The 12,665-nt window shown below is 68.9% G+C and carries 13 protein-coding genes; 10 read left to right on the top strand and 3 right to left on the bottom strand.

All coding sequences use genetic code 11. The annotated features are described in order from the left end of the window. The first annotated feature begins 279 nt into the window (after nt 1-279). From AB0I73_RS15780 to AB0I73_RS15735, 10 genes are all read left to right on the top strand, one after another. Nucleotides 280-729 (top strand): hypothetical protein, encoded by a 450-nt coding sequence (locus AB0I73_RS15780; RefSeq protein ID WP_363037624.1) that lies wholly within the window; start codon nt 280-282, stop codon nt 727-729. Nucleotides 730-954: 225 nt separating this feature from the next. Next, complete coding sequence (gene atpB / locus AB0I73_RS15775; protein WP_363037622.1) at nt 955-1,776, top strand: F0F1 ATP synthase subunit A; 822 nt, start codon at nt 955-957, stop codon at nt 1,774-1,776. Nucleotides 1,777-1,846: 70 nt separating this feature from the next. After that, complete coding sequence (gene atpE, locus AB0I73_RS15770; protein WP_363037620.1) at nt 1,847-2,077, top strand: ATP synthase F0 subunit C; 231 nt, start codon at nt 1,847-1,849, stop codon at nt 2,075-2,077. Between the two features lie 44 nt (nt 2,078-2,121). Next, a complete protein-coding gene (locus AB0I73_RS15765) occupies nt 2,122-2,667 on the top strand; it encodes a F0F1 ATP synthase subunit B (RefSeq protein WP_363037618.1) in 546 nt (181 codons plus the stop codon). Then, complete coding sequence (locus AB0I73_RS15760; RefSeq protein WP_363037616.1) at nt 2,664-3,479, top strand: F0F1 ATP synthase subunit delta; 816 nt, start codon at nt 2,664-2,666, stop codon at nt 3,477-3,479. The genes AB0I73_RS15765 and AB0I73_RS15760 overlap by 4 nt, the downstream gene beginning before the upstream one ends. Before the next feature lie 182 nt (nt 3,480-3,661). Further along, nucleotides 3,662-5,254, top strand: coding sequence for a F0F1 ATP synthase subunit alpha (atpA, locus tag AB0I73_RS15755; protein ID WP_109378019.1), 1,593 nt, complete (start codon nt 3,662-3,664; stop codon nt 5,252-5,254). Between the two features lie 23 nt (nt 5,255-5,277). Then, on the top strand, nt 5,278-6,195 hold the full coding sequence (locus AB0I73_RS15750) for a F0F1 ATP synthase subunit gamma (RefSeq protein ID WP_363037614.1): 918 nt from the start codon (nt 5,278-5,280) through the stop codon (nt 6,193-6,195). Continuing rightward, on the top strand, nt 6,195-7,631 hold the full coding sequence (gene atpD, locus AB0I73_RS15745; RefSeq protein ID WP_363037612.1) for a F0F1 ATP synthase subunit beta: 1,437 nt from the start codon (nt 6,195-6,197) through the stop codon (nt 7,629-7,631). The genes AB0I73_RS15750 and atpD overlap by 1 nt, the downstream gene beginning before the upstream one ends. 109 nt (nt 7,632-7,740) lie before the next feature. Beyond that, nucleotides 7,741-8,115 carry a F0F1 ATP synthase subunit epsilon gene (locus tag AB0I73_RS15740; RefSeq protein ID WP_363037610.1) on the top strand — a complete coding sequence of 125 codons (375 nt, stop codon included), beginning with the start codon at nt 7,741-7,743 and terminating at the stop codon, nt 8,113-8,115. Between the two features lie 162 nt (nt 8,116-8,277). Continuing rightward, the gene (locus AB0I73_RS15735) at nt 8,278-8,724 is read left to right on the top strand and encodes a DUF2550 domain-containing protein (protein ID WP_109378015.1); all 447 of its coding nucleotides are present in this window, start codon (nt 8,278-8,280) and stop codon (nt 8,722-8,724) included. A gap of 139 nt (nt 8,725-8,863) precedes the next feature. Here AB0I73_RS15735 and AB0I73_RS15730 read toward each other — a convergent pair whose 3' ends face one another. From AB0I73_RS15730 to AB0I73_RS15720, 3 genes are all read right to left on the bottom strand, one after another. Then, nucleotides 8,864-10,687 (bottom strand): glycoside hydrolase family 18 chitinase, encoded by a 1,824-nt coding sequence (locus AB0I73_RS15730; protein ID WP_363037608.1) that lies wholly within the window; start codon nt 10,685-10,687, stop codon nt 8,864-8,866. Between the two features lie 127 nt (nt 10,688-10,814). Then, nucleotides 10,815-11,456: a response regulator transcription factor gene (locus AB0I73_RS15725; protein ID WP_109378013.1), complete on the bottom strand. Its 642-nt coding sequence runs from the start codon at nt 11,454-11,456 to the stop codon at nt 10,815-10,817. Beyond that, nucleotides 11,453-12,661 (bottom strand): histidine kinase, encoded by a 1,209-nt coding sequence (locus tag AB0I73_RS15720; RefSeq protein WP_363037606.1) that lies wholly within the window; start codon nt 12,659-12,661, stop codon nt 11,453-11,455. Before AB0I73_RS15720 ends, AB0I73_RS15725 begins: the two co-directional genes overlap by 4 nt. Nucleotides 12,662-12,665 lie beyond the last annotated feature (4 nt).

The raw sequence follows: 12,665 nt of genomic DNA, 5'->3' as shown, positions 1-12,665 counted from the left end.
TTCTTGGGGGTGCGAAGTGCCCCAATATCAGACAAGTCACCCTCGTGCGCGCCCAGGCGTGCCGCTTCACTCTCGTGCGTGACGTTCTGCACGCTCATTAGGTAAAGAGTCCATCAAATAGTTTGTGATACCGTTCACGAGTCTCACCGGAGAGAGCCGGCGGACCGTGGTGCGACGGTTCGACGGTGGGGAGGAAAACTCACTCCATCCGGGGGACTACGCTCGTCCCCGACGACATCCCATGTGCCTCATGCCCCCTGCTCAAAGCGGAGTTCCGTCATGCCGTCCAACGACGTCCGGATTCTGATCCAGGCTGCCGTCCCCACCGCTGCCGTCGGTGCGGTCGCGGTCGCGGTCGGTGGTGCCGTCGAAGGCGGCCAGGGGGTGATCGGAGCGGTCATCGGAGCGCTGCTCGTGATCCTGCTCATGGGGACGGGTCTGTACGTCCTGCAGTGGATCGCCAGGTCGATACCGCATCTGTTCCAGGCGATGGGGCTGATGATGTACATGACGCAGATCCTGCTGATCTTCGTCTTCATCGCGCTCTTCAAGGACACGACGCTCTTCCACCCGAAGGTCTTCGCCCTCTCGCTGCTCGTCTCCACCCTCACCTGGGTCGCCGCGCAGGCGCGGGCCACGATGAAGGCCAAGACCTTCTACGTGGACCCCGAGCCCACGACGGCCGGGAACGCGGCGGAGAAGAAGGAATCCACGGAGCGGCCGTCGTGAGGCGTAGGGCCGGGATAAAGGCGCACGACGGACCCTGCTATCGTCCGGTGCCAACTGCGGCATCGCGGGCGCGGGCATCCGAGCTGACGCCTGTCACATCGCGAGGCGAGATGCCCCACTGCCGCCCCCACATCCGTAACACCAGTCCCGTGCCGAACCGCGGCCCCGTGCCGCGCCGACACCACGAGGTTGCCGAATCCATGCGCCACGCTGAAGGAGCCCGCGGTGAGTGCTGACCCGACACAGGTGCTCGCCTTCGAGACCGACTGCCACATCTTCGACGGCTGTGGCTTCCCGTCTCCCGGGCTGCACTCGTTCCTGTTCGAGCCCCTGTGGGGCGACGCCGACAGCAGCGTGTACTTCAACAAGACGATGCTGCTGGCGCTGCTCGGCTCGATCGTCATCATCGGCTTCTTCTGGGCGGCGTTCCGCCGGCCCCAGGTCGTCCCCGGCAAGCTCCAGATGGTCGCCGAGGCCGGCTACGACTTCGTCCGCCGGGGTGTCGTCTACGAGACGATGGGCAAGCGCGAGGGCGAGAAGTACGTCCCGTTCGTCGTCGCGCTGTTCTTCTTCGTCTGGATGATGAACCTCTGGTCGATCATTCCGTTCGCCCAGATGCCGGTGACGTCGATCTTCGCCTACCCGCTGGGCCTCGCGCTGCTCGTCTACATCGTCTGGGTCTCGCTGACCTTCAAGCGGCACGGCTTCACCGGCGCCCTGAAGAACTTCACCGGCTACGACAAGTCGCTCGGCGCCGCGCTGCCGGTCGTCATGCTGATCGAGGCCTTCTCGAACCTGCTCGTGCGGCCCTTCACCCACGCCGTGCGACTCTTCGCGAACATGTTCGCGGGCCACATCCTGCTGGTGCTGTTCACCATCGCCAGCTGGTACCTGCTGAACGGCATCGGGATCGCCTACGCCGGCGTCTCGTTCGTGATGGTCCTGGTGATGACCGTCTTCGAGCTCTTCATCCAGGCCCTGCAGGCGTACGTCTTCGTCCTGCTGACCGTTACCTACATCCAGGGCGCGCTCGCCGAGCAGCACTGAGCGTCCCGCACCGCCCCTATTCGACCGGTGGCCCACCCCCACCGGCCCGTGAAGAAAAGGAAGAACCGGAATGTCCCAGACCCTGGCTGCTGTCACCGGCTCCATCGCGTCCATCGGCTACGGCATCGCCGCGTTCGGCCCCGGCATCGGCGTCGGCATCATCTTCGGCAAGGGCACCGAGGCCCTCGCCCGTCAGCCCGAGGCCGCCGGTCTGATCCGCGCCAACCAGATCCTCGGCTTCGCCTTCTGTGAGGCGCTGGCCCTCATCGGTCTGGTCATGCCGTTCGTCTACGGCAAGTGATCATCTGATCCGCGACCGGTCCACCAGACGAAAGGCACTCTGATATGAGCGCACTGCTTCATATCGCGGCCGAGGAGGCTCAGAACCCCCTCGTCCCGCCGATTCCCGAGCTCGTCATCGGCCTGCTCGCCTTCGTCATCGTCTTCGGTTTCCTCGCCAAGAAGCTCCTCCCGAACATCAACAAGGTTCTGGAGCAGCGTCGCGAGGCCATCGAGGGCGGTATCGAGAAGGCCGAGGCCGCTCAGACCGAGGCCCAGAGCGTTCTCGAGCAGTACAAGGCTCAGCTCGCCGAGGCCCGGCACGAGGCCGCGCGCCTGCGCCAGGAAGCGCAGGAGCAGGGCGCCACGCTCATCGCCGAGATGCGCGCGGAAGGCCAGCGGCAGCGTGAGGAGATCATCGCCGCCGGTCACGCGCAGATCGAGGCGGACCGCAAGGCGGCCGCGTCGGTGCTGCGCCAGGACGTCGGCAAGCTCGCCACCGACCTGGCCGGCAAGCTCGTCGGCGAGTCCCTCGAGGACCACGCCCGGCAGAGCCGCGTGATCGACCGGTTCCTCGACGACCTCGACCAGAAGGCCGAGGCCGCACGATGAACGGAGCGAGCCGCGAGGCCCTGGCAGCCGCACGTGAGCGTCTCGACGCGCTGACGGACTCCACGTCCGTCGACGCCGGCTCGCTCGCCGAAGAGCTGGCCGCCGTCACCGCGCTGCTCCACCGCGAGGTGTCGTTGCGCCGGGTCCTCACCGACCCGGCGCAGGCCGGCGAGGCCAAGGCGGAACTGGCCCAGCGCCTGCTCGGAAGCCAGCTCAGCGGCCCCGCCGCCGACCTGGTGTCCGGCATGGTGCGCTCCCGCTGGTCGCAGTCCCGCGACCTGGTGGACGCACTGGAGGAGCTGGCCGACCTCGCCGACCTCACCGCCGCGCAGCAGGCGGGCGCGCTCGACGGGGTCGAGGACGAGCTGTTCCGGTTCGGCCGGATCGTCTCCTCGAGCAACGAGCTGCGCGCCGCGCTGACCGACCGCAAGGCCACCACCTCCGCCAAGAGCGAGCTGCTGCGCAGCCTGCTCGGGGGCAGGGCGCACGCGACCACCGAACGTCTGGTGACGCGTCTGGTGACCGCGCCGCGGGGACGTAGCCTGGAGTCGGGACTCGAGTCCCTGTCCAAGCTCGCCGCCGAGCGGCGTGACCGCATGGTGGCCGTCGTCACCTCCGCGGTGCCGCTGAGCGACGCACAGAAGCAGCGCCTCGGCGCCGGCCTCGCGAAGCTCTATGGACGCCGCATGCACCTCAACCTCGCCGTGGACCCCGAGGTCATCGGCGGGATGCGGGTGCAGGTCGGCGACGAGATCATCAACGGCTCCATCGCGGACCGGCTGGAGGACGCGAGCCGCCGACTGGCGAGCTAGCGCCGACGCGGCAGTCGTGCACGGTGCGACAGACGTGACCGACGCAGCAACTGAACACCAAGAACGTACTTGCGGCCCTGGTTGGGCCGTGCAGAGGATTCACCTCTTCTGGGGGGAGTCCCGACTCGTGGAATACCCCCAAAGTGAAACTTCGGGCCCAACAAGGAGAGCAGGGAACTCAGATGGCGGAGCTCACGATCCGGCCGGAGGAGATCCGGGACGCACTGGAGAACTTCGTCCAGTCGTACAAGCCGGACGCGGCCTCGCGCGAGGAAGTCGGCACGGTCACCCTCGCCGGCGACGGCATCGCCAAGGTCGAGGGTCTGCCCTCGGCCATGGCCAACGAGCTGCTGAAGTTCGAGGACGGCACCCTCGGCCTCGCCCTCAACCTCGAGGAGCGCGAGATCGGTGCCATCGTCCTCGGTGAGTTCAGCGGCATCGAGGAGGGCCAGCCGGTCGCCCGCACCGGCGAGGTCCTGTCCGTCGCCGTGGGCGAGGGCTACCTCGGCCGCGTGGTCGACCCGCTCGGCAACCCGATCGACGGCCTCGGCGAGATCGAGACCGAGGGCCGCCGCGCCCTCGAACTGCAGGCCCCCACGGTCATGCAGCGCAAGTCGGTGCACGAGCCGATGGAGACGGGCTACAAGGCCGTCGACGCCATGACCCCGATCGGCCGCGGTCAGCGTCAGCTGATCATCGGCGACCGCGGCACCGGCAAGACCGCGCTGGCCGTCGACACGATCATCAACCAGCGTGACAACTGGCGCTCCGGCGACGTGAACAAGCAGGTCCGCTGCATCTACGTCGCCGTCGGCCAGAAGGGCTCCACCATCGCGTCGGTCCGCCGCGCGCTGGAGGAGAACGGCGCCCTGGAGTACACGACCATCGTCGCCGCCCCGGCGTCCGACCCGGCCGGCTTCAAGTACCTGGCGCCCTACACCGGCTCGGCCATCGGCCAGCAGTGGATGTACCAGGGCAAGCACGTCCTGATCATCTTCGACGACCTGTCGAAGCAGGCCGACGCCTACCGCGCCGTCTCCCTGCTGCTGCGCCGCCCGCCGGGGCGCGAGGCCTACCCGGGCGACGTCTTCTACCTGCACTCCCGCCTCCTGGAGCGCTGCGCCAAGCTCTCCGACGAGATGGGCAAGGGCTCGATGACCGGTCTGCCGATCGTCGAGACCAAGGCGAACGACGTGTCGGCGTTCATCCCGACCAACGTCATCTCCATCACCGACGGCCAGTGCTTCCTGGAGTCCGACCTGTTCAACGCCGGTCAGCGCCCGGCCCTGAACGTCGGTATCTCGGTCTCCCGCGTCGGTGGCTCGGCCCAGCACAAGGCGATGAAGCAGGTCTCCGGCCGACTGCGCGTGGACCTCGCCCAGTTCCGTGAGCTGGAGGCGTTCGCCGCCTTCGGTTCCGACCTGGACGCCGCGTCGAAGTCGCAGCTGGAGCGCGGTCAGCGCATGGTCGAGCTGCTGAAGCAGGACCAGTACCAGCCGATGGCCACCGAGGACCAGGTCGTCTCCGTCTGGGCCGGCACCACCGGCAAGATGGACGAGGTGCCGGTCGCCGACATCCGCCGCTTCGAGAAGGAGCTGCTGGAGTACCTGCACCGCAGCGAGCAGGGCCTCATGACCTCCATCCGCGAGGGCGGCAAGATGTCGGACGACACCCTCCAGGCCGTGGGCGACGCGATCGCGGCCTTCAAGAAGCAGTTCGAGACGAGCGAAGGCAAGCTGCTCGGCGAGGACGCTCCGGCTGCTGCCGCCAAGTGACGTTCAAGGAAGGGACCTGACTCATGGGAGCCCAGCTCCGGGTCTACAAGCGTCGCATCCGATCCGTCACCGCGACCAAGAAGATCACCAAGGCGATGGAGATGATCGCCGCCTCGCGCGTCGTCAAGGCGCAGCGCAAGGTGCGGTCCTCCACGCCGTACGCCCAGGAACTGACCCGTGCGGTCACGGCCGTCGGTACCGGTTCGGACGCCAAGCACCCGCTGACGACGGAGGCGGAGAACCCGACCCGTGCCGCGGTCCTGCTCCTCACGAGCGACCGCGGCCTGGCCGGCGCCTTCAACGCCAACGCGATCAAGGCGGCGGAGCAGTTGACCGAGCGCCTGGAGGGCGAGGGCCTGGAGGTCGACACGTACATCGTCGGCCGCCGTGGGCTCGCGCACTACAACTTCCGTGAGCGCAAGGTCGCGGAGTCGTTCGCGGGCTTCACCGACGAGCCCACGTACGCGGACGCCAAGACCGTCGCGGCGCCGCTGATCGAGGCCATCGAGAAGGACACGGCGGACGGCGGAGTGGACGAACTCCACATCGTCTACACCGAGTTCGTCTCGATGATGACGCAGACCGCGGTCGACTCCCGACTGCTTCCGCTGCGCCTCGAAGAGGTCGCGGAGGAGACGTCCACCAAGGACGAGATCCTTCCGCTGTACGACTTCGAGCCCTCGGCGGAGGACGTTCTCGACGCCCTGCTGCCGCGCTACGTGGAGAGCCGCATCTACAACGCGCTGCTCCAGTCGGCCGCTTCGAAGCACGCCGCCACACGGCGCGCGATGAAGTCGGCCACCGACAACGCGGGTGAGCTGATCAACACGCTCTCCCGTCTTGCCAACGCGGCCCGCCAGGCCGAAATCACCCAGGAAATCAGCGAGATCGTCGGTGGCGCAGGCGCTCTGGCCGACGCAAACGCGGGGAGTGACAATTAATGACCACCACTGTTGAGACCGCGACGGCCACGGGCCGTGTCGCCCGGGTCATCGGCCCGGTCGTCGACGTGGAGTTCCCCGTCGACGCGATGCCGGAGATCTACAACGCCCTGCACGTCGAGGTCGCAGACCCGGCGAACGAGGGCGAGCTGAAGACGCTGACCCTGGAGGTCGCCCAGCACCTGGGTGAGGGCCTGGTCCGCACCATCTCCATGCAGCCCACCGACGGTCTGGTCCGCCAGGCCGTGGTGACCGACACGGGCTCGGCGATCTCCGTCCCCGTCGGCGACTTCACCAAGGGCAAGGTGTTCAACACCCTCGGTGCGGTGCTGAACAGCGACGAGACCTACGAGGGCGAGCGCTGGCCGATCCACCGCAAGGCGCCGAACTTCGACGAGCTCGAGTCGAAGACCGAGATGTTCGAGACCGGCGTCAAGGTCATCGACCTGCTGACCCCGTACGTCAAGGGCGGCAAGATCGGTCTGTTCGGCGGTGCCGGCGTCGGCAAGACGGTGCTCATCCAGGAGATGATCTACCGCGTCGCCAACAACCACGACGGTGTGTCGGTGTTCGCCGGTGTCGGTGAGCGCACCCGTGAGGGCAACGACCTCATCGACGAGATGAGCGAGTCGGGCGTCATCGACAAGACCGCCCTGGTCTTCGGCCAGATGGACGAGCCCCCGGGCACCCGTCTGCGCGTCGCGCTGGCCGGCCTCACCATGGCCGAGTACTTCCGTGACGTCCAGAAGCAGGACGTGCTGTTCTTCATCGACAACATCTTCCGCTTCACGCAGGCCGGTTCCGAGGTGTCGACCCTGCTCGGCCGCATGCCCTCCGCGGTGGGCTACCAGCCGAACCTGGCCGACGAGATGGGTCTCCTCCAGGAGCGCATCACCTCGACCCGCGGTCACTCGATCACCTCGATGCAGGCGATCTACGTCCCCGCGGACGACCTGACCGACCCGGCCCCGGCCACCACCTTCGCCCACCTCGACGCGACGACGGTGCTCTCCCGTCCGATCTCCGAGAAGGGCATCTACCCGGCCGTGGACCCGCTGGACTCCACGTCCCGCATCCTGGACCCGCGCTACATCGCGCAGGACCACTACGACGCGGCCATGCGGGTGAAGAACATCCTGCAGAAGTACAAGGACCTGCAGGACATCATCGCGATCCTCGGTATCGACGAGCTCGGCGAGGAGGACAAGCTCGCCGTCCACCGCGCCCGTCGCGTGGAGCGCTTCCTGTCCCAGAACACCCACGTCGCCAAGCAGTTCACCGGCGTGGACGGTTCGGACGTGCCGCTGGACGAGTCGATCGCCGCGTTCAACGCGATCTGCGACGGTGAGTACGACCACTTCCCGGAGCAGGCGTTCTTCATGTGCGGTGGCATCGAGGACCTGAAGAAGAACGCGAAGGAGCTGGGCGTCTCCTGAGCCTCGCGCTCGAGTCGGGGGGCGGGAACCGTCCCGCCCCCCGACCCCGCCCATTAGACTTGTAACCAACACCCGGCGGACCCGCCGGGTGGTGACCCGAGGAGCCATCTTGGCTGCTGAGCTGCACGTCGCGCTGGTCGCGGCCGACCGAGAGGTCTGGTCGGGCGAGGCCACCCTGGTCGTCGCGCGCACCACGTCCGGCGACATCGGCGTCATGCCCGGTCACCAGCCGCTGCTCGGTGTGCTGGAGTCGGGACCGGTGACCATCCGTACGAGCGACGGCGGGACGGTCGTCGCCGCGGTGCACGGCGGTTTCATCTCGTTCGCGGACGACAAGCTGTCGCTGCTGGCCGAGATCGCCGAACTGTCGGACGAGATCGACGTCAAGCGCGCGGAGCAGGCGCGGGAGCGTGCGAAGTCGGAGGCGGACGCCTCGGCGGAGCGGCGCGCGGACGTACGACTGCGCGCGGCGGCGGGACACTGAACGACCCGAGGAACCTTCCAGGCCGTCTAGGCTCTGGGGGAGCCGTGCAATGACGTGACTCAGCCGCGGCTGGGACCGGAGCGATCCGGACCCGGTCGCGGCTGAGGCAGATCTGGATGATTTTTCCGTTCCGTTACCTAGGAGACGAGGAGGTCGGTGTCGATGGTCCTCGCTCTGACTGTGTGCGGAAGTGTCGTGGCGCTCGTGGTGGTGGGCCTCTTCGTGTTCGGCCTGCGCCGCCGCTTCATCCAGCGTTCCGGCGGGACCTTCGACTGCAGCCTGCGCTGGGACGTCCCGGAAGCGGGCGACACCGGCGGCAAGGGCTGGGCGTACGGGGTGGCCCGCTACAACGGCGACCGGGTGGAGTGGTTCCGCGTCTTCTCCTACGCGCTGCGTCCGCGCCGCGTCCTGGAGCGCTCGGCGATCGAGGTGGCCGGCCGCCGGGTGCCCGAGGGCGAGGAGGAGCTGGCGCTGCTGTCGGACGCGGTGATCCTGGCCTGTCTGCACCGGGGCAGGCGGCTGGAGCTGGCGATGAGCGACGACGCGCTGACCGGTTTCCTCGCGTGGCTGGAGGCGGCACCGCCCGGCCAGCGGGTGAACGTCGCGTAGCGCGACGTTCAGGGCCCCTCCCCTGGCAGCGGAGCTGTTGGGGAGGGGGGAATGTGGCGTAGACACGTGTGAACAGGACTGCTCCCCTGGACGGGGTCCGGGGGAGCAGTCCTGTCGTTCGCGGTCGGGTGCCGGTGGCCTACTTCAGGCCTTTGTGGATGGCGCCGACCAGTTCACCGCCCGCGGTGTCACCGCTGAACTCCCAGAAGAACGCCCCGCCCAGGCCCTGGTTCTTGGCCCAGGCCATCTTGCTGTTGATGGTGGCGGGGGTGTCGTAGGACCACCAGTTGTTGCCGCAGTGGGCGTACGCCGTGCCGCCGACGGTGCCGGTGGCCGGACAGCTGTTCTTGAGGATCTTGTAGTCCTCGATGCCGGCCTCGTAGGTGCCGGCCGCCGGGCCGGTGGCGGTGCCGCCGGGGGCGGCCTGGGTGACGCCGGTCCAACCGCGGCCGTAGAAGCCGATGCCGAGCAGCAGCTTGCTCGCCGGGACGCCCTTGGCCTTCAGCTTGGCGATGGCGGCGGCGGAGTTGAAGCCGTCCTGCGGGATGCCGTTGTACGCGGTCAGCGGCGAGTGCGGGGCGGTGGGGCCGGCCTTGTCCCAGGCGCCGAAGTAGTCGTACGTCATCACGTTGTACCAGTCGAGGTACTGGGCGGCGCCGCCGTAGTCGGCCGCGTCGATCTTGCCGCCGTTCGAGCCGTCCGCGGTGATGGCGGCGGTGACCAGGTAGTCCTTGCCGAACTCGGCGCGCAGGGCCTGGGAGAGGTTCCTGAAGGCCGCCGGACCACTGGTGTCGCAGGTGAGGCCGCAGGCGTTCGGGTACTCCCAGTCGATGTCGATGCCGTCGAAGACGTCGGCCCAGCGCGGGTCCTCCACGACCTGCTTGCAGGACTTGGCGAACGCGGCCGGGTTCTGCGCGGCCTGGCCGAAGCCGCCGGAGTAGGTCCAGCCGCCGAACGAGTACAGCACCTTGATGTGCGGGTACTTGGCCTTCAGCTGGCGCAGCTGGTTGAAGTTGCCGCGCAGCGGCTGGTCCCAGGTGTCGGCGGTGCCGCTGACGGACTGGTCCGCGGTGTAGGCCTTGTCGGTGGCGGCGTAGGCGTCGTCGAGCTTGCACTGGCCGCCCACGACGTTGCCGAACGCGTAGTTGATGTGCGTGATCTTGGCGGCGGAGCCGGACGTCACCAGGTTCTTGACGTGGTAGTTGCGGCCGTAGACGCCCCACTCGGTGAAGTAGCCGAGGTTGACCTTGGCGCCGGTGGGCGGCGGTTCCTCGGTGTTGCCGGTGGTGCGGACCCGCACCGCGCCGCTGACCGGACCGGTCTGGTCGGCGGTGTCACGGGCCTGGACGGTGTACGAGTAGTCGGTGCCCTTGGCCAGCCCGGTGTCCGTGTACGAGGTGCCGGTCACGGTGGCGACCCTGGCGCCGTCGCGCAGGACGTCGTAGTTCTTGACGCCCTTGTCGTCGGTGGCCGCGGACCAGGACAGCCGCACGGAGGTGTCGGTGATGTTCGAGGCGGTGGGGGTGCCGGGGGCGGAGGGGGCCGCGTCGCCGGGGACGGAGGTGCCGTCGCAGCTGCCGCCGTTGAGCTTGCAGCCGGACGGGGAGCCGGAGCCGCTTCCGTTGAAGCCGAAGGAGATCGACGCCCCGGGAGCGAGGGTGCCGTTCCAGCCGACGTTCTTGGCGGTCCAGTGGTCACCGGAGTTGGTGACCGTGGCGTCCCAGGCGGAGGTGACCTTGGTACCGGAGGGGAAGTCCCACTCCACGGTCCAGGAGTTGATCGTCGTGGTGCCGGTGTTCTTCACCGTCCACTTGCCTTCGAAGCCGGAGCCCCAGTCCTGGGTCTTGGCGTAGGTGGCGGTCGCCGAGGTCGCGGCCTGGGCGGGGCTCGCGAGGGCGACGAGAGCGGAGAGGGGGAGGAGCAGGGTCGAGAACCCTGCCACGGCTCTGTGTCTGAAGCGCATGGCGCGCCTCCTTCGTGGGGTGGGAGATATCGCCGTGGACATGACTGAGCCTTCACACCCACGGTGCCGCGAGGATAGAAAGGTCTGGACCACAGGTCAATAGGTCTGGACCACCCACCCGGTTCGGTCAGATCCCCAACTCCTGTGCCAGTACCGCCGCTTGCACGCGGCTGCGCAGCCCCAGCTTCCCCAGCAGGCGGCTGACGTGGGTCTTCACCGTGGCCTCCGCCATGTCGAGACGCTCCGCGACGGCGGCGTTGGACAGGCCCTCGCCGAGACAGGACAGCACCTCCCGCTCGCGCCGGGTGAGGGAGTCCAGCACCGCCGGATCGACCGTGGACCCGCGGGCGGGTTTCGCGGCGAACTCCGAGATCAGCCGCCGGGTCACGGCCGGGGCGACGATCCCCTCCCCGCGCGCCACCGTGCGCACGGCCTCGATGAGGTCCTTCGCCTCCGTGTTCTTCAACAGGAACCCCGAGGCCCCGGCCCGCAGCGCCCCGAAGACGTACTCGTCGAGGTCGAAGGTGGTCAGCACCAGGACGTCTGCGAGCCCCTCCGCGACGACCTGCCGGGTGGCCGACACTCCGTCCAGGCGCGGCATCTGCACATCCATCAGCACCACGTCCGGGCGCAGTTCACGGGCGAGCGCCACCGCCTGCTCACCGTCCGCCGCCTCACCCGCCACCTCGATGTCGGGCGCGCTGCGCAGGATGAGCACCAGCCCGGCGCGGACGGCGGACTGGTCCTCGGCGACCAGGACGCGGATCATTCGGTTCCTCCTCGGGGAACGTCGGTGACGGGAAGGGTGGCGCGGACGACCCAGAGCTTGCCGCCGGTGCCGTCCGCGGCGTTCTCCGGGCCGGCCTCGAAGGTGCCGTGCAGCAGCGCGGCACGCTCCCGCATCCCGACGAGCCCGGCCCCGGAGCCCGGCGCGCGCGGGGCGTCCCGGCCGCCGTGGGGGCTGGTCACCCGCAGCTCGAGGGCGCCGTTCCGCCCGCGCAGCCACACCGTCACCGCGCCCTGGGCGGCGTGCTTGAGCGCGTTGGTCAGCGACTCCTGCACGATGCGGTACGCGGCCAGCTCGACCGGGGCCGGTACGGAACCGTGCACGGCGTCGAGGGTGACGTCCAGACCGTTGGCGCGGGCGCCCTCCACCAGGACGCCGAGACCGTCGAGGGTCGGGGTGACGGCCGGCGCCTTGTCGTCGGCAGGGGTGCCGTCCCGCAGGATGCCGATCAGGCGGCGCATCTCGGACAGTCCCTGGACGCTGTTCTCCCGGATCACGGTGAGCGCCTCGCGGGAGGTCTTCTCGTCCTCAAGGGAGAGGGCGGCCGTGGAATGGATGGCGATCGCGGACAGGTGGTTGGCGACCATGTCGTGCAACTCCCGTGCCATCCGGGTCCGTTCGGCAGCCACCGCCTGGGTGCGGTCCATCTCGGCGAGCAGCGCGGTCTGTTCGGCCCGCAGCCGGGCGGAGTCGGCGGCCTCGCGGTGGTTGCGCACGATCAGACCGGTCGACGCGGGCGCGAACGCGACGAGACCGATGAACACACCGACCAGCAGCGCCTCCGGCACCCGCCACACCGCGTAGGGCACCAGGGTCGCCACGATGGTGAGCAGCCCGGTGACCCGCGGGATGTGACGGGCGGAGGAGGGCGTGCCGTAGAGGACGGCGGTGTACACGAGGTCGGTGTACATCAGGAGCGTGATCAGGCTGCCCTGGGTGAGGACGTCCCCGATCATCGCGACCGTGCCGATCAGCAGGGCGGTGCGCGGGGCGGCCCGGCGCAGCAGCTCGCCCCCGGCCATCAGGAAGAGCGGCAGCACGATCGGCCAGGGGCCGTCGAAGAGCACGGTCGGGTCGTGGGCCGGCCGCATGCCCAGGCCGATGCCGCACAGCAGGAGCCCGCCGAGCAGCCCGGCGAGCGCGACCCATGCGTCGAAACGGTGGGGGCGGGGGAGTCGTGCGGCCATGGAA

This window comes from Streptomyces sp. NPDC050388 (assembly GCF_040655635.1).
Lineage (GTDB): Bacteria > Actinomycetota > Actinomycetes > Streptomycetales > Streptomycetaceae > Streptomyces.
The sequence above is the reverse complement of the archived record's forward strand: the minus strand, read 5'-3'. Positions and strand labels throughout refer to the sequence as shown.